Origin of the sequence: Mesorhizobium sp. NPDC059025 (assembly GCF_042739655.1) — a bacterium.
Taxonomy (GTDB): domain Bacteria; phylum Pseudomonadota; class Alphaproteobacteria; order Rhizobiales; family Rhizobiaceae; genus Mesorhizobium.
On the sequence record NZ_JBHYIM010000001.1, the window covers coordinates 655666 to 679018 of the forward strand.

A 23353-nucleotide genomic window follows, 5' to 3' on the forward strand; every position below is an offset into this window, starting at 1 on the left:
TCACACCGAATGCCGACGGTGGCGACTATCAATACCCTAAGCGGGTTTCGGAATGGCCCACAAGCGCCAATGGCCGTCGGCCGCGGGTCGAACTACGAAAAGGCAGTCCGGATGGTCCAGACTGCCACCGGGCGCGTCCGCCGACCGAACCGTCCTGAGGGCCTTATGGTGTCGACAACAGTGCCGAGCTGATGGATGCCCGTTCAGATAGAGTGATGATCGGCCGTTTGCAGCTGGCTTGTTTGGTGGCCACCCGGCCGAGCCTATCTGCGTTGGAGACCTGCTTCCAGGAAAGGCGCGATCCGAAGCCGATCAAGAGCCGGCTTCGCGCGGGAACAGAGCGTTTTCCCTCATACGCTTTTATGCGGCGTCGGAAGAACGCTTCTTCTTGTCCAGCCTTTTCTTCTCCAACTCCCGTTTCCTGACGATTTCGCTCAGGATCTGGTGCGCAGCTTCCGCTTCGCGCTTGCTGAGTCCGGCAAGAAGCTGATTGGCAAAAACCACGGGCTGGTCGGTCTCGTTGTCCCACACCGACCAGAGATCGGTTGGCTCCAGCACTAACTCAAAACGTTCCTTCACAATCGCCTCCGTTTCCCCACGCCACGGCATGGCGAGAGTGGTGCGCGATTCTGTTCAATGAAACGTGAGTAAAATCAGTAGGATAAGATTAGAATTTTATCGAATGATCGGGTTTGCGGTCGATTTGACCCGGCAATGTCGATCAATGGCTAAAGATCAGTGAAACAAATCCGCCTGCATGGCGCTCCAGCCGACCGGCAAGGTCGAGTTCCAGCAGAATCATCGCGACCTGAGCCGGGTGCAGGCCAGTGTGGCGGATGATTTCGTCAATGTTTACAGGTGCTTGTCCAAGCGTTTCGACAACCTGTTGGCGCTCCCTGTCGCCGGGCGGTGCCGTCGTCGAAAATTCAGGCGGTTCCTCCACAGGAATGTTCGGTACGAACCGCGTGCCGATTAGTGGTACCAGAGCGTTAAGTATGTCCGCTGTTTCGGTGACGAGAGTGGCGCCATCCTTAATGAGACCATTCGTGCCTCTGGCACGGGGATCGAGCGGTGAGCCGGGCACTGCAAAAACCAGCCGCCCCATTTCAGTGGCCAGCCGCGCGCTGATCAATGATCCCGATCGCTCGGCAGCCTCCACGACAACGAGCCCGAGTGAGGCACCGGCCACCAACCGGTTGCGGCGGGGAAAATCCTGGGCGCGGGGCTGCCAACCGAACGGCATTTCGGAAATCACGGCGCCGTGCTCGACGATCTCTTCGATCAGCCCGGCATTTTCGGGCGGATAGGGCTGATCCAGTCCGCCCGCCAGTACAGCGACTGTGCCGGTAAGAAGACTGCTCTGATGAGCGGCGGTGTCGATGCCGCGTGCAAGGCCGGAGACAATTCCATAGCCTTCTCGGCCAAGTTCGTTCGCAAGCAGGCGTGCCATCTTGATGCCCGCGAGCGAGGCATTGCGCGCACCGACGATGGCAACCGCCGGTGCCGCGAACACCGCGCCAATGCCTTTCATGGCAAGCACGGGCGGTGGGTGATCCATCTGCTTGAGCAGCGATGGATAATCCGGCTCTCCAATGCAGACAAAACGCGCACCCACGCGCCTGGCGGCTTGCATTTCAGCCTCGATCTCGGCGATCGCCGGGATCCTGACCGTACGGCTGGCGCCGCCGGAAAGCGTCAGTTCAGGCAGGACCTCAAGCGCTGCTTCGGCCGAACCGAAGCGGTTGACGAGTGAACGAAAAGAAGCCGGTCCGACATTCGGCGTGCGGATCAGGCGCAGCCAGTTCAGCCGTTGCCGGTCACTGAGGCGCAACCCGGCAACTGGCTTGCTCACCCTTTTGCCCCGATCCTGCCTTCCGTTCCGGCCCTTAGGCGCTCGATGTTGGCACGGTGCTTGTAGAAGATCAGCGCGCTCATCAGTGCGAATGCCAGCGCATATTGCGCGTGGCCGAAGAAGAACAACGCCACCGGTACCACGATGCAGGCGACGAGTGCCGCCAGCGAGGAGTAACGGAACAGCACAGCCATCGCGAGCCACACCGCGGCGAAGATCAGTGCCACTTGCCAGGCAAGTCCGATCAGCACGCCGAGGTAAGTGGCGACGCCCTTGCCGCCTTTGAAACCGAGCCAGACCGGGAAGATATGTCCAATGAAAGCGCCGGCGCCGGCGAGTGCGCCGGCTTCCGTGCCGTAGCGGGCGAAGATCAGTGCCGGAATTGTGCCCTTCAGCGCATCGAGGACGAGTGTTGCCGCGGCGAGCCCCTTGTTACCGGTGCGCAGCACGTTGGTGGCGCCGATGTTACCGGAACCGATGCTGCGCACGTCGCCGAGGCCGGCGGCGCGGGTCAGAAGCAGGCCGAAAGGGATCGAGCCGCAAAGATAGCCGATGATCGGCGCAAGAATGAAAATCAGCTGCATTGCTCCCCCGTTGCCCCGCGCCCCCTACGGACACTAGAGCGTTTCCATTTTCACGGAAACGTCCAGACTTTGTTGTCACGCAATTCCGGACGCAAAACCACAGTACAGTTCTGGTGGAAGTGCTCTAGGCGGAAAAGACTGTGCTGCCCGCAACCAGTGTCTGCAAGACCTTGCCTTGCAGACGTGCACCTTCGAAGCAGGTGTTTTTCGAGCGCGAACGGATGCCGGCCTCGCTTACGATCCAGGGCTCGTCGAGGTCGACGAGAGCGAGGTCCGCGGCTGCGCCGGGCTTCAGCGTGCCGCCTGGCAAGCCGAACAATCGGGCAGGGGCCGTCGAAAGCACCTCGACCAGCTTCAAGAGCGACAGATCCTCATTGTGATAGAGGCGCAGGGCGACGGAAAGCAGCGTTTCGAGCCCGATGGCGCCAGCTGCCGCGTCCGCGAACGGCAGCCGCTTGGTGTCGACGTCCTGCGGGTCATGCGAGGAAACGGCGATATCGATCGTGCCGTCCTTCAACGCCTCGATCATGGCCAGCCGGTCCTCTTCGAGGCGCAGGGGGGGCGCCAGGCGGAAGAAGGTGCGGTATTGCCCGACGTCGTTTTCGTTGAGCGCCAGATTGTGTATGGCGACACCGGCCGTCACCTTGGCGCCGTCCGCCTTGGCGCGGGCAATCGCGGCGGCCGATATCGCCGTTGAGATCTTGGCGGCGTGATAGTTGCCTCTGGTCAGCCTGGCCAGCGCCAGATCGCGCTCCAGCGGGATCAGTTCAGCTTCGCGCGGAATTCCGGACAGGCCGAGCCAGCTGGCGTAAAGTCCTTCGTTCATGACACCGGCGGAAGCGAGGTCTGCATCCTGCGTCTCATGCGCAATCACCGCGCCGAAGTCGCGGGCGTAGGTGAGCGCCCGCCGCATCACCAGCGCGTTGGCAATGGTGTGACGGCCATCTGTGAAGGCAACGGCGCCAGCCTCGCGCAGCAGGCCGAATTCGGTCATCTCGCGGCCGTGCAGGCCCTTGGTCACCGCTGCCGCAGGGAAAACGTTGACACTTGCCGTTTCACGGGCGGTGCGGAGCACGAATTCCACCAGTGCCACCGTGTCGATCGTCGGATCGGTATCGGGCATCATGATCAGCGAGGTGATGCCGCCGGCCGCCGCAGCCTGGCTTGCCGAGTGGATGGTTTCACGGTGTTCGCCGCCGGGTTCACCGATGAAAACGCGCGAGTCGACCAGGCCAGGAAGGATCGCCTTGCCGGCGCAGTCGATGAGTTTGGCTCCCTCCGGGACGCCTTGGTTCAGGGCCTCCGCACCGGCGGCAGCGATCGTCTTGCCATCAACGATGACAGTGCCGATCTCATCGATGCCGCGCGAGGGGTCGACGATACGGGCACGCTGAAAAACCGTTGTGGTCATGCGCCGCGTCCTTCCTGGTTGCGACGCGGGTCGAGCAATGCTTCCATGACCGCCATGCGCACGGCGACGCCCATCTCGACCTGTTCCTGGATGACGCTCTGCGGCCCGTCGGCAACCTCGGAGGCAATCTCTACGCCGCGGTTCATGGGGCCTGGGTGCATGACCAGCGCGTCGTCCTTGGCAGCCTTCAGTTTTTCGGCATCAAGGCCGAAATAGCGGAAGTATTCGCGCACAGAAGGCACGAAAGCGCCCTCCATGCGTTCGCGCTGCAGACGCAGCATCATGACGACATCGGCATCCTTCAGGCCTTCGGCCATGGAGCGGGCCACGATGACACCCATGCGCTCGATGCCGGAAGGCAGCAGCGTCGAAGGCGCGACCACCCGTACCTGAGCGCCCAATGCATTGAGCAGGATGATGTTGGAGCGCGCGACACGCGAATGCAGGATGTCGCCACAGATCGCCACGATCAGCTTTGACAGTGGCCCCTTGGCGCGTCGGATGGTGAGTGCGTCGAGCAGCGCCTGGGTGGGGTGCTCATGCGTGCCGTCGCCGGCATTGACCACCGAACACCCGACCTTCTGTGCCAGCAGCGCTGCCGCACCCGCCGACTGGTGCCGGATGATGAGGATGTCGGGACGCATCGCGTTCAGCGTGATCGCGGTGTCGATCAGCGTCTCGCCCTTTTTCACCGAGGACGACGCGACCGACATGTTCATGACATCGGCGCCGAGCCGTTTTCCGGCGAGCTCAAAAGACGACTGCGTGCGCGTCGACGCTTCATAGAACAGGTTGATCTGCGTACGCCCGCGCAGCGTCGAGGTCTTCTTCTCGGACTGGCGCGAAATCGCCACCGCGCGATCGGCGCGGTCCAGAAGGATCTCTATGTCGGCGGGGGAAAGGTCGCTTATGCCCAGAAGATGGCGGTGCGGAAACAGCGGAAGGGACGAAGCGTCGGTCATCTCAAGGCGCTGCTATAGGGCGGGCGCGGGCCACCCGCAAGCGCCTCGATCGGAAAGCGCGTCTTTCCACCGGTATTTTCGTCGCCTCTGCGCAACAGCTTCGTTATAAACCCGGCAGCGGTTCCGGATTCGAACAGCAAACGGGACCGATGTGAAAGGGAAAGCGTGGCCGACGACGTGATGAACCAGCCGCCACCACTTGCCGGTGGCAATGCCTGGCGAGGTGATCCGCTGCTGATCCAGCTGGCGGAGCGATTCTCGGAGCCGGTGCGCAAGGATCTCGACCAGCTCGGTCGTTTCGTGCTGACCCAGGAAGCACAGGATCTGGCGCGGCTCGTCAACATAGAAACGCCTAAGCTGAGGACCCATGATCGGCAGGGGCGTCGTATCGACCTGGTGGAATTCCATCCGGCTTATCACGCACTGATGCGCCGTTCGGTTGCAAACGGTCTGCACTCTTCCGTGTGGGAGAACGGTGAAACCGAGATCGGCCGCCGCCACCAGGTGCGCGCGGCGCGGTTCTACCTGACGGCGGAGCTGGAGACCGGCCACCTGTGCCCGATCACCATGACCAATGCTTCGCTGGCAGCCTTGATGGCCAATCCGAAGATCTTCCGGGAGTGGGCACCGCGTGTGACCACACGCAAATATGACCAGGCGCAGAAGCCCCCGGTCGAGAAGACCGGCCTGACACTTGGCATGGGAATGACCGAAAAGCAGGGCGGCACCGATGCGCGTGCCAATCTCACCAAGGCGGAGCGCGCGGGTTCCAGCGGCTTCTATCGCCTGTCCGGACACAAATGGTTCATGTCGGCGCCGATGTCGGACGCCTTCCTGGTGCTGGCACAGGCATCGGAAGGGCTGTCCTGCTTCCTTGTGCCGCGTATTCTCGGCGACGGTTCGGGCAATGGCTTCCGCTTCCAGCGGCTGAAGGACAAGCTCGGCAATCGCTCCAACGCTTCCTCGGAGGTCGAATTCGAGAACGCCATTGGCGAGATGGTCGGCGAACCGGGGCAAGGCATCAAGACCATCATGGACATGGTCACGCTGACGCGGCTGGATTGTGCCGTCGCTTCCGCCGCAATCATGCGAGCGGGTTTGGCAGAAGCCGTCCATCATGCACGCCATCGCAAGGTGTTCGGCGCGAATCTGATCGATCAGTCGCTGATGCAGCGCGTTCTGGCCGACATGGCACTCGACGTGGCAGCAGCTACCGCGCTGTCGTTTCGCCTGGCACGTTCCTTTGACGAAGCAGCGGCGGACCGAGGTGAAGCGGCCTTCGCAAGAGCCATGACGCCCGTTGTGAAATATTGGGTCTGCAAGATTGCACCCTCATTGCTCTACGAGGCGATGGAGTGCCTCGGCGGCAACGGATATGTCGAGGAAGCACCGCTGGCGCGCTATTATCGGGAAGCGCCGGTCAATGCCATCTGGGAAGGTTCCGGCAATGTCATGGCGCTGGACGTGTTGCGCGTGCTTGGACGTGCACCGGCCCTGTTCGAAGAAGTGCTGGCGGGGATCGACCGCGATCTCGGCGCCAACGGACACGGCACGATCAGTGTTCTCAAGGCAGCCATGCAGGTGGCCTCGACGGATGAAGGGTCCGCCCGGTTGCTGACGGAGCAACTTGCTCTGGCTGCAGCAGCGGCGGAACTGAAGCGGCTGGGGGCAGGGCGGATCGCCGATGCCTTCATTGAAACACGGCTGGCCGGGCAATGGCGTAACACCTACGGCATGCTCGATTCACGTCACGATGCCCGCATGATACTTGATACGCTTTATCCGGTGACGAGCTAATTCCTCCCCAGCTGCGCGTGCAAACGAGATCGCATCCTCTCATCGGATGGGGAATGGCAATCCCTTGTCCACAGTAAGGTGTTCACCTTCCGATTGTTAACCTTAACAAATGGTTTCCGTTGCGATCGCGGGCGGCAAGTCCCACTGTCTCTATTCGATTGCAGGAAGATCATGCGCCACACACCGCAACTGCTCGCAGGCCAGGAGAGTACCGCCGACAACGCGGTCGTGGCTGGGGCATGCGCGGATTTCAAGCAGCAGCCGATGACCGGAGAGGCGAGCTGATGCGCGCCTTGTTGCTGTTGTGGATCGCGCCGCTCGCCTTGTTCTGGGGCTGGTACTTCCTGTCGCTCAACGACATGAATTTCGGCTACGTCATGCTCAGCCGCCAACTGCATGACCTGATTTTCCAGCTTTATGGCGAGATGCTCGGCATCGATCCTGCACTCATCCCGGGCATGATCGCCAAAGCCTGCATCTTTGATTCCTTCCTCGTGGCGGGCATCGTCGCTTTCCGTCGCCGTCGCCAGATTTCGGCATGGTGGCGCCGGCAGCGCTCCGACCAGCCGCCGCTCAGCCGGATCGAGCGAGTGTCCTCAGACGGTCCAAGGCTCCCTGCAGAATAAAGGCGGCAGCCGCGGAATCGATGCGCGTTTCGCGCTTGCGGCGCGAGACGTCCATCTCGATCAACACGCGTTCCGCCGCCACTGTCGACAGGCGTTCGTCCCAGAAAATGAAGGGCAGCGGGCTGAGCGGCGCCATGTTGCGCACGAAGGCGCGCGACTTCTGCGCTCGCGGCCCTTCGGATCCATCCATGTTGACCGGCAGGCCGATAACGATCGCAACGACGTTGTCCCTGGTGAGAAGACCAAGCAGGGCAGCGGCGTCGATAGAGAATTTCTTGCGCATGATCACGGGGCGAGGATGTGCGAAGGAGAGGCCCCGGTCGGAAACCGCAACACCGATGGTCTTGTCGCCAAGATCGATACCGGCGAGTGCGCCACCTGCGGTCAGCAATTGAGACGCGTCCTCGATTGCGATGATTGCCACGTGCTTTCCTTTGACTTGATCCGTCGCCGTTCTATCTTCCTGCTCTCACAAAATCGAGGAGAGCCTGATGAAACTCACCTGGTACGGGCACGCGGCATTTCGTGTCGAGGCCGCCGGCGCTACGATCCTGATCGATCCTTTCCTGGTGGGCAATCCTTCATGGGGTGGGGGCTGGGAGGGAGTCGCTGACGGCGTCACCCATGTGCTGCTGACCCACGGTCATGACGATCATGTCGGCAGTTCCGTCGACATCCTGAAGAAGAGCGGCGCGATGCTGGTCGCCAATTTCGAGATCTGCATGCATCTTGTCGGCAAGGGCGTGTCTGGCGACAGGATCAATCCAGGCAACATCGGCGGCACCGTCGATTGCGGCGGTTTCACCACGACTTTTGTGCAGGCACTGCATTCCTCCTCGCTTTCGGGCGAGGGGGGCGCCAACACCTATCTTGGCAATCCTGGCGGGCTGGTGCTGCATTTCCCGGAAGACAAGACGCTCTATCACATGGGCGATACCGACATTTTTTCCGATATGGCGCTGATCAACGAATTGCATGAGCCGAAGATCGGCCTTGTGCCGATCGGTGACCGTTTCACCATGGGCGGTGCGGTCGCAGCCCTTGCCTGCCAACGCTTCTTCCAATTCGATACCGTCGTGCCGTGTCATTTCGGGAGCTTCCCGATGATCGACCAGTCCGCCGACAAGTTTGTTGCCGGTATGGAAGGCTCCGGTACCAAGGTGGCGCTGCCCAGGGTTGGCGACGCGATTTCCCTGTAGGTACGATCAGCGTAGTTCCGCGCCGTTCAAGGTTGCGCACGGCGCGGCACGCGGCTATAGCCGCCTGAACCTTTCCGACACGATCGCCGAGGCACCAATGTCCGTCGACATCCAGACCGTAAAGCGCGTCGCGCGCCTGGCCCGCATCGCCGTGAGCGAGGAGGACGCCGCGCGCATGACCGGCGAACTCAACACCATTCTAGGCTTTGTTGAGCAATTGAATGAAGTCGATGTCTCCGGCGTCGAGCCGATGACTTCGGTGACGCCGATGGCGATGCGGAAGCGCGCCGATGTCGTCACGGACGGCAACAAGGCCGCCGACATCGTTGCTAACGCACCGGCAACGGAGGAGAACTTCTTCCTGGTGCCGAAGGTGGTGGAATAAAGCCCTGGCTGTTGCGGTAACGATCAAAGATCCCGCTTCCGGCTGTCCGCGATTTTACGAAAAGAAACTTGCCTGATGAGCGACCTGACCAGACTGACCATTGCTGAAGCACGCGCGAAGCTGCAGGCCAGGGAGATTTCCGCAACGGAGATCACCAACGCCTATCTCGCGGCGATCGATCAGGCCAATCCGCTCCTCAACGCCTATGTGGCGGTCACGCACGACAAAGCACGTGACATGGCCAAGGCGTCCGATGCCAGGCTGGCCAAGGGCGAGGGCAAGGCGCTGGAGGGTATTCCACTCGGCATCAAGGATCTGTTCGCCACGGAAGGCGTGCACACACAAGCCTGCAGTCACGTGCTGGATGGCTTCAAGCCGCGTTATGAGTCCACCGTGACAAGCAATCTGTGGAACGATGGCGCCGTCATGCTCGGCAAGCTCAACATGGATGAGTTTGCCATGGGCTCTTCCAACGAGACTTCCTATTACGGTCCCGTCATCAACCCGTGGCGTCGTTCGCGCGTGCAGACAACTGTCAAGCCGACTTTCCACGACGGCAGCGCCGGCTTCGTCAAGCCGGGCGGTGTCGAAGAAAATCGCACCTACGACAATATGCAACTGGTTCCGGGTGGTTCTTCCGGTGGCTCGGCCGCGGCTGTTTCCGCGTTCCTGTGCGCCGGTGCGACCGCCACAGACACAGGCGGTTCAATCCGCCAGCCGGCAGCCTTCACCGGTACGGTCGGCATAAAGCCGACCTATGGCCGCGTGTCGCGCTGGGGCGTCGTCGCCTTTGCGTCGTCGCTCGATCAGGCAGGCCCTATCGCGCGCGACGTGCGCGATGCCGCCATCCTGTTGAAATCCATGGCCTCGGTCGACGCCAAGGACACGACCTCCGTCGATCGTCCGGTGCCGGACTATGAGGCTGTGCTCGGTCGTCCGATCAAGGGCATGAAAGTCGGCATTCCGAGGGAGTATCGGGTCGACGGCATGCCAGAAGAGATCGAGGCTCTTTGGCAGCAGGGCATCGCATGGCTCAAGGACGCCGGCGCGGAGATCGTCGATATCTCGCTGCCGCACACCAAATATGCGTTGCCGGCCTACTACATCGTGGCGCCTGCGGAAGCCTCGTCGAACCTCGCCCGCTATGATGGCGTGCGCTACGGCCTGCGCGTGCCGGGCAAGGATATCGTCGACATGTATGAGAAGACCAGAGCGGCCGGTTTCGGTCGAGAGGTCAAGCGTCGCATCATGATCGGTACCTATGTGCTTTCGGCAGGTTATTACGACGCGTATTATCTGCAGGCGCAGAAGGTGCGCACTCTCATCAAGAAGGATTTCGAGGACGTGTTCGCCGCGGGCGTGGATGTCATCCTGACTCCAGCAACACCGTCGGCCGCCTTCGGCGTTGCCGATCAGGACATGGCCGCCGATCCGGTCAAGATGTATCTCAACGACGTCTTTACGGTCACGGTGAACATGGCAGGCCTGCCGGGTATTTCCGTACCTGCCGGGCTCGATTCACACGGATTGCCGCTCGGACTGCAGCTCATAGGCCGGCCATTCGATGAGGAGACGCTGTTTCAGACGGCGCATGTCATCGAACAGGCAGCTGGCCGCTTCGAAGCCAATCGGTGGTGGTGAGCGGGCAACATCCCCTCCCGGCTTGATTCAAGACGGCAGCAGTTCGCGTTCCGCAGTTTTGCCTGAATCCCGATAGACCACTGTCGTGGGCCAGGGAAGAATCTCCGGCCTGTCGGGGGAGGACTAAGGGGTTCGGCCTTCGAACACGACTGGGGCCGTCTGATGTTCTTCTTTCTTTCCAAAGTTTTCTGGTTTTTCGCCCAACCGATTAACCTGGCGATCTTTCTTCTGCTCGTCGGCCTCATTGCCGGATTCCTTGGCGGCCGCAGATTATTCAAGACCGCCACCTTCCTGGCGGCATTCATCCTCGTTCTGGCCGTGTGGACGTCGTTCGGCGCGATGATCATGACGCCGCTGGAGGAGCGCTATCAGCGTCCGGCCGCCCCTCAACGCGTCGATGGAATCGTCGTCCTCGGCGGCGGCATGGAAGGTGCGATCAATCTTGCCCGTGGTGGCTACGAATTGAGCACAGCAGGGGATCGTTTTGTCGAGACTGCGATTTTGGCCAGACGCTATCCGGACGCCAAGGTAGTGGTTTCCGGCGGTGCCGGTGAACTTATCCTTGAAGGTGAGGGCGATGCCGTCACCGCGCAACGACTGTTGACGGCACTTGGAGTCGCGCCGGAGCGGCTGGTGCTGGAGAGCGAATCCCGTAACACCTACGAAAATGCCGTCTTCACACGCAAGCTGGTGATGCCGAAACCGGGCGAGACCTGGCTTCTGGTGACTTCAGCCTTCCATATGCCGCGTTCCAAGGCGCTGTTCGACAAGGTCGGTTTTGAAACCACGCCATGGCCTGTCGATTATCGCACGTCAGGCCGCGAAGGCGTCGGCCTTTTCACGGACAACCCCGTCGATTCGCTGCAGACGACGACCATGGCGATCAAGGAGTGGATCGGCCTCTTCGTTTATTGGGCAACCGGCAAGATAGACAGGCTGTATCCAGGTCCTGCCTAGAGCCCAGCTATTCCATGGCGGCGAGAACTGCGGCTCGGGCGTTGGAGAAGAACTGGCGGCGCACCAGAACGGCCAGGAGGATCAGCGTGGTGGTCGCGAAAACGCCCGCATTCGCAAACCAGCCGAGGTAGGCAAGAGAAAAGAAAATGCCGCGCAGGCCAGCGTTGAAGTGCTTGCCGGCAAGAATGTTCATCCTGGCCGCGCGCATCACCGCGGCCTCGCTCTCGTGTGGCGCAACGACCCCTTCCTGGACCGTCGGTACCGCGCCGATGAGGATCGAACAATAGTTGAACAGCCTGTACGACCAGCCGAACTTGAAAAACGCATAGGCGAGCAACGCAATCAGGCCGACGATCTTGGCCTCGAATACGCCCTGCGGTGGCGTGCCGACATAGGGAAGCGTCGAAACCACCGCCAGCACATGGTTCGAAGCGCCGAGTAAGGCGAAGCAGCCGCCAATGGCGAAGATCGAGCTGGACGCGAAAAAAGCAGTGCCTTGCTGCAGTCCGATCATGATCGAGGTGTCGATCATACGCAGTTCCCGCTTGGCCATGGTGCGCATCCAGGCTTCACGCTGTGCGTTCATGGCTGTGGTCAGTGAAATGCGGCGGAAGACCTTTCCGTCGGCCGCGAGCGCGAAGAACACCCAGACGCCGAGGAAAAAACCCAGCGCTAAAAAGTCGTTCAGCGAAAATAGAAAAGAATCGCTCATGGAAACTATCTAATACATAGAACCCTACGGAATGCCTTATACCGCGACGCTTGCGCGCTGATGTCGCTTGCAGCGAAACGGACGTCGGGACGGCGTCTAGCGCCCGCGCGACGAATGGCGGAATGATCGATTGGATTGTGCGCTGCCCATCCGGGAGCGACTGAGGAGATTGGAAGCGTGTTTCTTTCGGTTTTCGACCTGTTCAAGATCGGCATCGGGCCGTCGAGTTCGCATACGATGGGCCCGATGACGGCAGCGGCGCGCTTCCTCGAGGAACTCGAAGGAAATGACTGGCCGCGCCCTGCCGGCGTCAAGGTGGAGCGGGTGGGGGCCAGCCTGCACGGGTCGCTTGCGTACACCGGCATCGGACATGGCACGGACCGAGCCGTGATCCTGGGACTGGCTGGCCAGGTCCCGCAGACGGTCGACCCGGACAAGGCGGAAGCCATCGTCGCGGCGGTGACAGCGGAAAAACGCATTTCGCCGCCCGGACGCTCCTCCTATCGTTTCGATCCGGCCAAAGATCTGGTGCTGGACAAGAAGACACCCCTGACCGGCCATGCGAACGGCATGGCCTTTTATGCCTATGACGGGGCCGATCGCCTGCTCCTGAAACGCATCTATTATTCGATCGGCGGCGGCTTCGTGGTCTCGGATGAAGAATTACAGCGCATGAAGGCGAAAGGCACGGTCACGACGGAAGGCAAAAAGGTGCCGTATCCGTTCAAGAATGCCGTCGAGATGCTGAATATGGCCGGAAAAAGCGGTCTTTCGATCGCCGAGATGAAGCGGGTCAATGAAGAAACACACATGTCCCGCGAAGAGCTCGATACCGGGCTCGACGCAGTGTGGAACGCAATGCTCGGCTGCATCGAGCGTGGCCTGACTCAGGAAGGCATCATGCCAGGCGGGCTGAAAGTACGCCGGCGTGCCCGTCAGTTGCATGACAAGCTGCAGGAGCAGTGGCAACAAAACCGGCCAAATCCGCTGCTCGCCAATGACTGGCTGTCGATCTACGCGATGGCGGTGAATGAGGAAAATGCTGCCGGCGGCAGGGTGGTCACGGCGCCGACCAACGGCGCCGCAGGCACGCTTCCCGCGGTGTTGCGCTACTGGCTGCATTTTCATCCCGAGGCCGACCAGCCGTCGATCCGGGATTTCCTGCTCACGGCTGCCGCCATCGGCGGCATCATAAAGTCGAATGCGTCCATTTCCGGCGCCGAAGTGGGTTGCCAGGGCGAGGTGGGCTCGGCTTCCGCCATGGCTGCCGCAGGGCTCTGCGCCGTGATGGGAGGAACACCCGAGCAAGTGGAGAATGCCGCCGAGATTGCGCTGGAGCATCACCTCGGCATGACTTGCGACCCTATCGCCGGGCTCGTCCAGGTGCCCTGCATCGAGCGTAACGCGCTGGGGGCCGTGAAGGCGGTGACCGCAGCTTCGCTGGCCATCAAGGGAGACGGCAAGCATTTCGTGCCATTGGATGCGGCCATCGAGACGATGCGCCAGACCGGGCTCGATATGAACGAAAAATACAAGGAGACCAGCCTCGGTGGCCTTGCCGTCAACGTGGTGGAATGCTGAACCGGTCGCTTCTGGCATTGTGGAGAAGTCGCCGAGGCCGTTGACCCGGGCTGCCGGAGGACTACCTTCCGGCCATGGCTCTTAATCTCATCAAACTGTGCGTCGGCTGCGACAGCGTCGAAGACCTTGAGGAATGGATCGCCGACCGGCTCGATGACAAGCGCCGGGCCGGAGAGCCGGTGGAGCAGTATCACACCACACGCATGGTGCCGACTCGGGTCGCCGAAATTGTCGAAGGCGGTTCGCTTTATTGGGTGATCAAGGGCAGCGTGCAATGCCGGCAGCTGATCACCGAGATCAGGCCGTTTACCGACAAGGAGGGTATCGGACGCTGCCATCTGGTGCTTGACCCTGTCGTGGTGCGCACTGAATGGCAGCCGCGACGCGCTTTCCAGGGGTGGCGTTACCTGAAGCTTTCCGATGCCCCCGCCGATCTCGGCCAAGGCAGAATAGGCTGGGCGGAGATGCCGCCCAAGCTAAGACAGGAACTGGCTGAACTCGGCCTGCTCTGAACCTGTCGCAGAGCGCCTCTCGCCGATGCCTGTTGGTGTCTGGGGAGGATCGCGGTAGACTTTGTCGAACCGGGATGGTCGGCCATGGGCGTTGTGATCGCCGTCGCTGCAATCGTGCTCGCCGTTGCTGGCGTGGCAGCCATTTTCCTGCGGGCAGATCCCAAGTCCGTCGCCGCTACGGTACGCATGGCTTTGCCCGTCGGCTTCGGAGCTGCGGGGATAGCGATCCTGGCCGCCGGACGCGCCGGTTTCGGCCTGCTGGCGCTGGCCGTTGCCGGCTCGCTCTACATGATGTTTCGCAGGGAACGTCCGGTGGGCACGCTCGTCACGCGCCATTCCCTGGTTCGTACCGCAGCGTTGGAAATGGAGCTTGACCACGATACCGGTCGACTGGAAGGACTGGTGCTGGCAGGCCGCAGCGAGGGTAAAATGCTCGGTGCCATGAACCTGACGGACCTTGGACAGCTCTATCGGGAGTTGGCGGTCGATCCGGACAGCCGGCAGTTGCTAGAGACGTATCTTGACCGCCGTTTTCCCACCTGGCGCCTCGACACGCAGACGTATCGTGGCGAGAGGCTGGGTGTTGCGCCAGGTGCGGGCGCCATGACTAAGGAGGAGGCCTACAAGGTCCTTGGTCTTGAAACGGGCGCCGCCGCGACGGATGTCCGCAAGGCGCACCGCCGCCTGATGCAGCGCCTGCACCCCGATGTCGGAAACGCGTCGTTCCTGGCGGCGCGGATCAACGAAGCCAAGGACGTCCTGCTCTCCAATCACCACTGATCTCCTTCGATAAGATACGTTTCCGGGAGAAATCCGCTTACTGCTGTACGGCGAAGCAGGAGATGCTCTTCCGCTTCAGCGCATTGCAGGCTTTCCATGCCGCTTCCTTGGTCTCGAAACCGAAACGGGCGCGATAGTAGGTGGTGCCGTCCTTGTCGAAGGCGACGGTGTAACCGGAAGCCTTCGCCAACACGCGGCCAGCCTGCTTGGCGACCTTGTCGAGCTGTGCCTTGGCATCGGCCTCGCGCGGTGCCGAGGCGATCTGCACGGCCCAGTTGCCCGAAGCCGTGGAGCCCGCATTTGTGGAAGCCGTCATCAGGCGATCGATCGGTGTTTCTTCGACAGGGGCGTAGGCCTGCACGACCGGAAGTTGCGCCGGGATGGCCACTTCGGCGGCCGAGGCCGTAACAACCGGAGCTGCAGCTGCAATCACCTTCTTGCTCTTGCGGGAGGGCTTCTCAGGTGCCGGCTCGACCACTGCGTCTTCTGCCGTAATCTCGTCCGCGACGGCCTCGTCGGCCGAAGCGACGACGGTCTCCGGCTTCTCATCAGGGGTTGGTGCGTTCTTCTTGGGCAGGAAGACATTGGCGATTGCCGCCACTGCCGTGTCACCGGAAGCGCGCGCCACGAGTGGACCGGAGCCGCGGGTCGAGGTCTGTGGCATATAGGTCTGGATCAGCGAAGCCATCTGCTTGTCGCGGGAGCCACCCGAGGAGCCGCCCATCACCACCGCGACCAGCTTGCGGTTGCCGTCGGCGACCGATGAAACCAGATTGAAGCCTGAGGCGCGGGTGTAACCGGTCTTGATGCCGTCGACACCCTTGATGCGGCCGAGCAGGCGATTGTGACCGTTGATCTGGCGCTTGCCGTAAGCGAACGAGCGCGTGGAAAAATAACCGTAATATTGCGGGTAGTGTTCACGCAGTGCCATGCCGAGGACGGCCATGTCGTGCGCGGTCGTGAACTGACCCGGATCCGGCAAGCCGTTGGCATTGCGGAACACCGTGCCCTTCATGCCCAGCGCTCGTGCCTTGGAGGTCATCATCCGTGCAAAATTTGCCTCGGAACCACCGATCATTTCCGCGAGTGCGGTCGAGGAATCGTTGGCGGACTTGGTCACCATCGACAGGATCGCGGTCTCGACCGTGACGGCACCGCCCTTGCGCACACCCAGCTTCGTGGGGGGCTCCGCGGCGGCCTTGGCCGAGAACACCACAGGAGTGTTCTTGCTGATCCGTCCCGCGGCGAGCGCCTCGAAGGTCAGGTAAAGCGTCATCATCTTGGTCAGCGACGCAGGATAGCGACGCGCATTGGCGTCCTTGGAGTAGAGCGTCTTGCCGGTCTTGGCGTCGACAACGATCGCGGAGGACGGCGCGGCAAACGCCGACGCGACATCCGTCACCGCGAATGTCAGCGCGAGCGATGCGACCATGGAGGTTTTGAGAAGGGAGGATACGGACTTGGACACGATGCCTGTTAACGCCTGACGCACTGCTGCTTCCTTTGAATTTTGCTTGCACCCCGGGGAGTCGGCAAAGGTCCGACCCCGCATTTGGCCAACCTACTTTAACGCTCGTTACCAATCCGTTTATGGTAACCACCCCGTTCACCATTTCGGCTGCGTTTGAGGCGAGCTTTATTCGAATCTTAGGGGCTGGTGGCGCATCCGCGCGGGAATTGACTTTTTGTGCATCGCAGCATACATCTTATGCATCGCACAAATTAGCCGATCCGCACGAAAGGAATGCCCGATGAGCCAGACCTACGAGGATTTCAGCAAATACGGCAAGGAATTCGCTGACACCGGCCTGAAGAGCTTTGCTTCGCTCTCCAAGGGCGTGCAGGCAATCGCCACCGAGGCGACCGAATACACCAAGAAGAGCTTCGAGAACGGCGCTGCGCATGTCGAAAAGCTTCTCTCGGCAAAGTCGATCGAGAGCGCCGTCGAACTCCAGACCGATTATGCCAAGCAGGCCTATGAGGCCTTCGTGGCCGAGGCTACCAAGATCAGCGAATTGTATGCCGACCTTGCCAAGGACGCCTACAAGCCGTTCGAATCGCTTACCGCCAAGGCGAAGTAAGCATCATTTTCTGCCAGTTTGCGGGTTTCTGGCCCGCTCAGCGAGCCCGGTTGCGCCTGCGCAGCCGGGTTTTTTCGTCTCCGTCGGCGCGACATCTTCACGTTTGCTAAAAACGGTACTGAATGAGGACCTAGCCATATTGTCAGCTAACCAGAAGGGCTTAAAATCCTGCATCGATACCCTACATGTCGGGTTCTGATGGGGATTCGATCCAGAAGGCAGGAATACGTGACCACCGGTAAGACTGCCACGAGTGTGGCGCGAATGCAGAACGGCAGCGACGGTAATGGTACCGGTCGCGGAACGGCCGTCATCACGCGCACGAAAACCAAGACCAAGAAACCCAGCCTCTATCGGGTTCTGATCCTCAACGACGACTACACCCCGATGGAATTCGTGGTTCATGTGCTGGAGCGTTTTTTCCAGAAGGACCGCGAGGCCGCCACGCGCATCATGCTGCATGTCCACAATCACGGCGTGGGCGAGTGCGGGGTCTACACCTACGAAGTGGCCGAGACCAAAGTGTCTCAGGTCATGGATTTCGCCCGACAGAACCAACATCCGCTGCAATGCGTGATGGAGAAGAAGTGAGGTAACATGCCGGCTTTCTCCCAGGGCCTGGAAAAGGCGCTTCATCAGGCGCTGACCTTCGCCAACGAACGTCACCATGAATATGCGACGCTCGAACACCTCCTGCTGGCCCTGATCGATGACAATGAGGCGGCTGCGGTGATGCGCGCCTGCAATGTCGATCTGGACGAATTGAAGCAGACCGTCCTGACCTACATCGACACCGAACTCGACAACCTCGTCACCGGCTATGACGAGGATTCCAAGCCGACGGCGGGTTTCCAGCGCGTCATCCAGCGCGCCGTTATCCATGTGCAGTCGTCCGGTCGCGAGGAAGTCTCCGGCGCCAACGTGCTCGTCGCCATCTTTGCAGAGCGCGAGAGCCATGCAGCGTATTTCCTGCAGGAACAGCAGATGACCCGTTATGACGCGGTCAACTACATCTCGCATGGGATAGCCAAGCGTCCCGGTTCGTCCGAGAATCGGTCGCCGCGCGGCGCCGAGGACGAGCAGAGCGGCACCAACAACGGTGCCGAGCAGCAGGAAGAGGGCAGCAAGAAGAAGCAGCAGGACGCGCTGACAGCGTACTGCGTGAATCTCAACAACAAGGCAAAGGCGGGCCGCATCGATCCGCTGATTGGTCGTGCCCCTGAAATCAACCGCACGATCCAGGTGTTGTGCCGCCGCTCGAAGAACAATCCGCTTTACGTCGGCGATCCTGGCGTCGGTAAAACCGCGATCGCCGAAGGTCTGGCCAAGCGTATCGTCGAAGGGGACGTGCCGGAAGTTTTGTCCGATGCCACCATCTTTGCGCTCGACATGGGCACACTGCTGGCCGGAACGCGCTATCGCGGCGATTTCGAGGAGCGTCTGAAGCAGGTCGTGAAGGAGTTGGAGGATTATCCCGGCGCCATCCTGTTCATCGACGAGATCCACACCGTCATCGGCGCCGGCGCCACCTCGGGCGGTGCCATGGATGCATCGAACCTGCTCAAGCCGGCTCTGTCGTCCGGGGCGATTCGTTGCATCGGCTCAACGACTTACAAGGAGTTTCGTCAGTTCTTCGAAAAGGACCGTGCGCTTGTTCGCCGATTCCAGAAGATCGATGTCAACGAGCCGACCGTCGAGGATGCCATCGAGATCATGAAGGGCCTCAAGCCCTATTTCGAGGAGTTCCACAAGGTCAAGTACACCAGCGACGCGATCAAGGCTTCGGTCGAGCTTTCGGCTCGCTACATCAACGACCGCAAGCTGCCGGACAAGGCGATCGACGTGATCGACGAAACCGGTGCTTCGCAGATGCTGTTGCCTGAAGGCAAGCGCAAGAAGACGATCGGCATCAAGGAGATCGAAGCGACGATCGCCACGATGGCGCGCATTCCGCCGAAGACGGTTTCCGCGGATGACGAGAAGGTTCTCGCCGGTCTCGATGTCGAGTTGAAGCGGGTCGTCTATGGCCAGGACACGGCTATCTCGGCGCTCACCTCGGCGATCAAGCTGGCGCGTGCCGGCCTGCGCGAACCGGAGAAACCGATAGGCTCCTACCTGTTCTCGGGCCCGACCGGCGTCGGCAAGACCGAGGTGGCCAAGCAACTCGCCGCTTCGCTCGGTGTCGAGCTGCTGCGCTTCGACATGTCGGAATATATGGAACGCCACACGGTCTCGCGATTGATCGGCGCGCCTCCCGGCTATGTCGGCTTTGACCAGGGCGGTCTGCTGACCGACGGAGTCGACCAGCACCCACATTGCGTGCTGCTTCTTGACGAGGTGGAGAAGGCGCATCCGGATCTGTTCAACATCCTGTTGCAGGTGATGGATCACGGCAAGCTGACCGACCACAACGGCAAGCAGATCGATTTCCGCAATGTGATCCTGATCATGACCACGAATGCGGGTGCGGCGGATGCGCAGCGCGCGGCGATCGGCTTCGGCTCGACCAAGCGCGAAGGCGACGATGTCGAGGCGATCAACCGGTTGTTCACGCCAGAGTTCCGGAACCGTCTCGACGCCATCATCCCGTTCGGCTCGCTGCCGGTGCCGGTGGTGCACCAGGTCGTGCAGAAGTTCGTCATGCAGCTGGAAGCGCAGCTTTCGGAGCGCGGTGTCACCTTCGACCTGTCACCAGAGGCGATCGCATGGCTCGCCGACAAGGGTTACGACGAGCGCATGGGCGCACGTCCGCTGGGCCGCGTCATCCAGGAGCACATCAAGAAGCCGCTCGCCGACGAAGTGCTTTTCGGCAAGCTGAAACATGGTGGCACAGTGCGTGTCAGCGTCGAAAAGAAGGAGACCGGCGAAGCCGGGCTCAAGCTCGAAACACTGGCCGATGAGACGCCCGTGAAGCCGAAGAAGGAGCCGGAAGAGGACGCACCGAAGCCACGCAAGGCGACGGCCAAGAAGGCTGTCGCCAAGAAGGCTGTCGCTTCCAAGCCGGAGCCCAAGGGCAAGGACGGCGGCAAGCGCAGCCTCGTGCCGCAACTGCCGCGCAAGAACTGACCGGCGCAGGCCGACAAGTGACAAGAAAAGCCCCGGCGACGGGGCTTTTTTATTTGCGAGGGAGGCGAAAGCGATGAAGTTCGGTCAGATCGTCATTTTGAATGGCGCACCGCGGTCGGGGAAGTCGAGTATAGCGCGGGCGATTCAGGAAACCTTTGACGGCACGTGGATGAACCTTGGCGTCGATGCCTATGAGCTGGTAACGCCACCGCGCTATCGTCCCGGTATCGGTCTCAGGCCAGGTGGCGAGCGCCCGGACCTGGAGGCAATCGTTCCGACACTCTACGCGGCGCTATATGAAACAATCGCGGCGCACAGTCGGCTTGGTCTGAATGTGGTGACGGATGTCGGGCATCACACTTCCTATTCCAAACCGTTGAATATCCTTGCCGATTGTGCGTTTCGCCTCAAAGGCCTGCCGGTTCTGTTCGTCGGTGTGAGATGCCCACTGCACGAAATCATGAAACGTCGTCGTCATTCGGAGCCGGGGCGGGAGGGGCGCTATCTGGTCGGTTCCAGCGATGACCCGGTCCCACTCCCTGTGCGCCGATGGCAGTCGGCCGTACATGAGCCTGGAATCTACGATCTGGAAGTCGACACTTCGTTGCTTACGCCTCTGGAATGTGCGCAAGCGATCCGCGGGTGCCTTGACCAGGGGCTACAGCTGGCAAGCGCGTTCGAGACGATTGCGGGAATGCGATAGATTATCGCCAAAAAGCTGGCCGGTTATCGGCTCGCCGGCTTGCGCAGTCGAAAATGCAGAAAGATCGGGGCTACCCGGGTATCGGCCACAATAGGCTCTGCCGCCGCAGTTTCCTCGCTTGCCATGGGTTCGCCCAAGGCTTCGATGACAAAGCCAGACTGCACGATCATAGCTACCCACTGGCTGAGCGTGCGGTGGAAGCGCGGTACGCGGAAAGGTTCGGCTTCGGCCCGTTCATCGGCCGGTGCGGCTGAAAAGTGCCAGGTTTCGATCGCGCCGTCTGTTGCCGTGAAATAGCGGCCGACTTCGACAGCATGTACCTCGCCGTTGTCGTCGCGGATGTTGCGCCGGTAGGGCGGCACGAAGCAGGGATGCAGGATCGAGAACTGGAAGAATCCTTCCGGCTTCAGCACCCGGCATGCTTCGACAAGGGCAATCTCCGGCCTGGCTATGTCCATCATCGACATGAACGCCGTGGCGAAGTCGAATGTTGCATCGGCAAAGGGCAGGGCCGTTGCGCTGGCGTTCTGATAGACAATGCCGAGGGGGGCGGAGGTCTCGGATTCCTTGGCATGGCGGATGAAGGTCGGGGCGATATCGATTGCCTGCATGCGGGCGCCCGCCCGCGCGAGCTGGCGCGTGTTTTCACCCTCGCCGCAGCCGATGTCTATACCACTGAGCCTTCGAATCTCTGGCAAGAACGCCAGAAATGCCGGTGTGTTCAGAGCATCCCGGTAGACATCGTAGCCGGCACGCACGTGCCGGGTCCATGTCTCGGCGTTGGCTTCCCAGTATCGGCCTACTTCCTGTTCATCCATCGCCGTATCTCCAGCCAGAGGGCGGCTGCTTACAGCTTTTCCTGGATCAATGGAAAGACGGAATCCACCTTTCGGCGTGGTCGCATCACGTGGCAGCCCATGCTATGGCCGGGATATGTCGCCTTCTACCTCCGACACGGCAGTACCTCGTTCGACCTGGTTCCTACGCGGCATTCGCGCAGCATTTTCCCTTCCCGGCCTGATCCTCGTCAGCTCCTTCGTCGGATTCGCTGCACTGGCAAAAGATGCCGGAGTCACGATGGCGCAAGCCGCCTTCATGACCGGAACCGTCTGGGCGTTGCCTTCCATGGTAGTCCTCGTGGGCGCGATCGTGTCAGGTGTCGCGCTGCCGGCGGCATTGTTTGCGGTGACGTTGTCAGCCATACGCCTGATGCCGATGGTGATGGCGCTCGTGCCCGAGATGCGGACCGAGAGGACCCGGCAATGGGTGCTCTACCTTCTTGCGCATTTCGTGGCGGTGACCTCATGGGTCCTGGCGATGGAGCGCCTGAAGCACATTCCGCGTGACATGCGCACAACCTACTACGCCGGGCTCGGCGGCACGCTGGTCACGTCGAACATCATCGTGGTCACCGCCGTCTATGCGGTGGCGGATGCGCTGCCTTCCACCATTTCGGCGGCGCTGCTTATGCTTACGCCGATGTACTTCCTGACATCGTTGTGGGGTTCTGCACGCGAGCGGGTAGGGCACGTGGCGATGGTTCTGGGCCTTGCTCTCGGGCCGGTCTTCCACGTGCTGCTGCCGCAATTCGATCTCTTGGCCGCTGGAATGGTTGGCGGCACGGCTGCCTATGGTTGGCACCTTTGGCGGCGCAAGGCGGGCGCGGCATGAGTTATTTTTCCAACGGTGCCTGGTGGTGGCCGTATCTGTTCATTCTCGTTGCCGGCTTCGCCGCCACCGACATCTGGCGCTTCCTCGGCGTCTATCTCGGTGGCAAGCTTTCCGAAGATTCTGACCTGCTTGTGCTGGTCCGCACGATGGCGACGGCGCTTGTTGCCGCCGTCATCGGCAATCTGATCGTCTTTCCCGGTGGTGCGCTTGCGCACACATCGCCCACGCTGCGCATTGCCGCGGCAGGCCTTGGCTTCGCCGCTTACTTGTTATCGGGCAAACGCATGGTCGTCGGCATCATCATGGCCGAACTTCTGCTGCTGGCCGGGCTCTATCTGGAGTTCTGATCCTGAGCCGATCAGCTATCCAGGGCCGCCTTGATCTTTTCGGCGTTCGCAGCAAGCACTTCGGGCTTTTCCATTCCGCCACTGTGGGGCTTAAGCGACACACCTTCAAAGCGCGGAATGACGTGCACATGCAGATGGTAGACCGTCTGACCGGAAGCCGGTTCGTTGAATTGCATGATGGTGACACCGTCGGCGGCAAAGGCTTTCTTCACGGCCTGCGCTACTTTCTGTGTTACGGCGAAGAGGGGAGCCAGCGTCGCCGGGGCGGCGTCCAGTAGATTGCGTGAGGGGGCACGCGGAACGACCAGGGTGTGCCCCGTGCCTTGTGGCATGACATCCATGAAGGCGATTACGGCATCATCTTCGTAGACGCGGTGCGAAGGGATCTCACCGCGCAGCAGCCTGGCGAAGATGTTGGTATCGTCATAGCTCATGGTGTGCCTCTCGTGCTGCCGGGCGGGCTGGGGTACTCATCCTGCAGGTTGC

At 61.1% G+C, this 23353-nt stretch carries 25 protein-coding genes; 15 read left to right on the plus strand and 10 right to left on the minus strand.

The window, feature by feature from the left end:
- Positions 1–360: 360 nt before the first annotated feature.
- The 5 genes from ACFWYE_RS03160 to ACFWYE_RS03180 all read right to left on the minus strand — a co-directional run bounded on the left by ACFWYE_RS03160 (position 361) and on the right by ACFWYE_RS03180 (position 4809).
- Complete coding sequence (locus ACFWYE_RS03160; RefSeq protein ID WP_379070756.1) at positions 361–579, minus strand: hypothetical protein; 219 nt, start codon at positions 577–579, stop codon at positions 361–363.
- Between the two features lie 142 nt (positions 580–721).
- The gene (dprA, locus tag ACFWYE_RS03165; protein WP_379109511.1) at positions 722–1852 is read right to left on the minus strand and encodes a DNA-processing protein DprA; all 1131 of its coding nucleotides are present in this window, start codon (positions 1850–1852) and stop codon (positions 722–724) included.
- Positions 1849–2436 carry a glycerol-3-phosphate 1-O-acyltransferase PlsY gene (gene plsY / locus ACFWYE_RS03170; protein WP_379070762.1) on the minus strand — a complete coding sequence of 196 codons (588 nt, stop codon included), beginning with the start codon at positions 2434–2436 and terminating at the stop codon, positions 1849–1851. The genes dprA and plsY overlap by 4 nt, the downstream gene beginning before the upstream one ends.
- Positions 2437–2560: 124 nt before the next feature.
- Entirely contained in the window at positions 2561–3847 is a 1287-nt protein-coding gene (locus ACFWYE_RS03175) for a dihydroorotase (RefSeq protein ID WP_379070765.1), read from the minus strand.
- Complete coding sequence (locus ACFWYE_RS03180; protein WP_054310920.1) at positions 3844–4809, minus strand: aspartate carbamoyltransferase catalytic subunit; 966 nt, start codon at positions 4807–4809, stop codon at positions 3844–3846. The genes ACFWYE_RS03175 and ACFWYE_RS03180 overlap by 4 nt, the downstream gene beginning before the upstream one ends.
- Before the next feature lie 165 nt (positions 4810–4974).
- Here ACFWYE_RS03180 and ACFWYE_RS03185 point away from each other — a divergent pair, with 165 nt between their 5' ends.
- Together ACFWYE_RS03185 and ACFWYE_RS03190 are read left to right on the plus strand one after the other, a co-directional pair.
- A complete protein-coding gene (locus ACFWYE_RS03185; RefSeq protein WP_379109513.1) occupies positions 4975–6606 on the plus strand; it encodes a DNA alkylation response protein in 1632 nt (543 codons plus the stop codon).
- Between the two features lie 284 nt (positions 6607–6890).
- Complete coding sequence (locus ACFWYE_RS03190; RefSeq protein WP_379070769.1) at positions 6891–7232, plus strand: DUF6105 family protein; 342 nt, start codon at positions 6891–6893, stop codon at positions 7230–7232.
- Here ACFWYE_RS03190 and ruvX read toward each other — a convergent pair.
- On the minus strand, positions 7180–7656 hold the full coding sequence (gene ruvX / locus ACFWYE_RS03195) for a Holliday junction resolvase RuvX (protein WP_379070772.1): 477 nt from the start codon (positions 7654–7656) through the stop codon (positions 7180–7182). The two genes, ACFWYE_RS03190 and ruvX, sit on opposite strands and share 53 nt — an antisense overlap.
- A 67-nt stretch (positions 7657–7723) precedes the next feature.
- Here ruvX and ACFWYE_RS03200 point away from each other — a divergent pair, with 67 nt between their 5' ends.
- The 4 genes from ACFWYE_RS03200 to ACFWYE_RS03215 all read left to right on the plus strand — a co-directional run bounded on the left by ACFWYE_RS03200 (position 7724) and on the right by ACFWYE_RS03215 (position 11414).
- A complete protein-coding gene (locus ACFWYE_RS03200; protein WP_379109514.1) occupies positions 7724–8431 on the plus strand; it encodes a metal-dependent hydrolase in 708 nt (235 codons plus the stop codon).
- Positions 8432–8528: 97 nt separating this feature from the next.
- The gene (gatC, locus tag ACFWYE_RS03205) at positions 8529–8816 is read left to right on the plus strand and encodes an Asp-tRNA(Asn)/Glu-tRNA(Gln) amidotransferase subunit GatC (protein WP_129415023.1); all 288 of its coding nucleotides are present in this window, start codon (positions 8529–8531) and stop codon (positions 8814–8816) included.
- A 75-nt stretch (positions 8817–8891) separates the two neighbouring features.
- Positions 8892–10457 carry an amidase gene (locus ACFWYE_RS03210; protein WP_379070778.1) on the plus strand — a complete coding sequence of 522 codons (1566 nt, stop codon included), beginning with the start codon at positions 8892–8894 and terminating at the stop codon, positions 10455–10457.
- A gap of 162 nt (positions 10458–10619) precedes the next feature.
- Positions 10620–11414, plus strand: coding sequence for a YdcF family protein (locus ACFWYE_RS03215; RefSeq protein WP_379109516.1), 795 nt, complete (start codon positions 10620–10622; stop codon positions 11412–11414).
- 7 nt (positions 11415–11421) lie between these two features.
- Here ACFWYE_RS03215 and ACFWYE_RS03220 read toward each other — a convergent pair whose 3' ends face one another.
- A complete protein-coding gene (locus tag ACFWYE_RS03220; protein ID WP_379109517.1) occupies positions 11422–12126 on the minus strand; it encodes a DUF599 domain-containing protein in 705 nt (234 codons plus the stop codon).
- Between the two features lie 177 nt (positions 12127–12303).
- Here ACFWYE_RS03220 and ACFWYE_RS03225 point away from each other — a divergent pair, with 177 nt between their 5' ends.
- The 3 genes from ACFWYE_RS03225 (at position 12304) to ACFWYE_RS03235 (ending at position 14999) form a co-directional block, all read left to right on the plus strand.
- Positions 12304–13707, plus strand: coding sequence for an L-serine ammonia-lyase (locus ACFWYE_RS03225; RefSeq protein WP_379109519.1), 1404 nt, complete (start codon positions 12304–12306; stop codon positions 13705–13707).
- A 74-nt stretch (positions 13708–13781) separates the two neighbouring features.
- On the plus strand, positions 13782–14219 hold the full coding sequence (locus ACFWYE_RS03230) for a DUF1489 family protein (RefSeq protein ID WP_379070789.1): 438 nt from the start codon (positions 13782–13784) through the stop codon (positions 14217–14219).
- A gap of 84 nt (positions 14220–14303) precedes the next feature.
- Positions 14304–14999 (plus strand): DnaJ domain-containing protein, encoded by a 696-nt coding sequence (locus tag ACFWYE_RS03235; protein ID WP_379070792.1) that lies wholly within the window; start codon positions 14304–14306, stop codon positions 14997–14999.
- A 37-nt stretch (positions 15000–15036) separates the two neighbouring features.
- Here ACFWYE_RS03235 and ACFWYE_RS03240 read toward each other — a convergent pair whose 3' ends face one another.
- Positions 15037–16431, minus strand: a complete 1395-nt coding sequence (locus ACFWYE_RS03240) for an SPOR domain-containing protein (protein WP_379109521.1) — start codon at positions 16429–16431, stop codon at positions 15037–15039.
- A gap of 319 nt (positions 16432–16750) precedes the next feature.
- Between ACFWYE_RS03240 and ACFWYE_RS03245 the strand changes: the two genes are divergently transcribed.
- From ACFWYE_RS03245 to ACFWYE_RS03260, 4 genes are all read left to right on the plus strand, one after another.
- On the plus strand, positions 16751–17080 hold the full coding sequence (locus ACFWYE_RS03245; protein ID WP_129415035.1) for a phasin family protein: 330 nt from the start codon (positions 16751–16753) through the stop codon (positions 17078–17080).
- A gap of 264 nt (positions 17081–17344) precedes the next feature.
- Positions 17345–17671 carry an ATP-dependent Clp protease adapter ClpS gene (gene clpS, locus ACFWYE_RS03250; protein ID WP_165358363.1) on the plus strand — a complete coding sequence of 109 codons (327 nt, stop codon included), beginning with the start codon at positions 17345–17347 and terminating at the stop codon, positions 17669–17671.
- 6 nt (positions 17672–17677) lie between these two features.
- Positions 17678–20146, plus strand: a complete 2469-nt coding sequence (gene clpA, locus ACFWYE_RS03255; protein ID WP_379109523.1) for an ATP-dependent Clp protease ATP-binding subunit ClpA — start codon at positions 17678–17680, stop codon at positions 20144–20146.
- 73 nt (positions 20147–20219) lie between these two features.
- A complete protein-coding gene (locus tag ACFWYE_RS03260) occupies positions 20220–20849 on the plus strand; it encodes a chloramphenicol phosphotransferase CPT family protein (protein ID WP_379109525.1) in 630 nt (209 codons plus the stop codon).
- Between the two features lie 23 nt (positions 20850–20872).
- On the opposite strand, the gene ACFWYE_RS03265 is transcribed toward ACFWYE_RS03260, so the two are convergent.
- Positions 20873–21667, minus strand: a complete 795-nt coding sequence (locus ACFWYE_RS03265; protein WP_379109527.1) for a class I SAM-dependent methyltransferase — start codon at positions 21665–21667, stop codon at positions 20873–20875.
- A 115-nt stretch (positions 21668–21782) separates the two neighbouring features.
- Here ACFWYE_RS03265 and ACFWYE_RS03270 point away from each other — a divergent pair, with 115 nt between their 5' ends.
- A complete protein-coding gene (locus tag ACFWYE_RS03270; protein WP_379109529.1) occupies positions 21783–22520 on the plus strand; it encodes an AzlC family ABC transporter permease in 738 nt (245 codons plus the stop codon).
- On the plus strand, positions 22517–22867 hold the full coding sequence (locus tag ACFWYE_RS03275) for an AzlD domain-containing protein (RefSeq protein ID WP_379109531.1): 351 nt from the start codon (positions 22517–22519) through the stop codon (positions 22865–22867). The genes ACFWYE_RS03270 and ACFWYE_RS03275 overlap by 4 nt, the downstream gene beginning before the upstream one ends.
- A gap of 11 nt (positions 22868–22878) precedes the next feature.
- Here the strand turns inward: ACFWYE_RS03275 and ACFWYE_RS03280 are convergent, their stop codons facing one another.
- Positions 22879–23301 (minus strand): HIT family protein, encoded by a 423-nt coding sequence (locus tag ACFWYE_RS03280; protein ID WP_379109533.1) that lies wholly within the window; start codon positions 23299–23301, stop codon positions 22879–22881.
- Between the last annotated feature and the right edge of the window lie 52 nt (positions 23302–23353).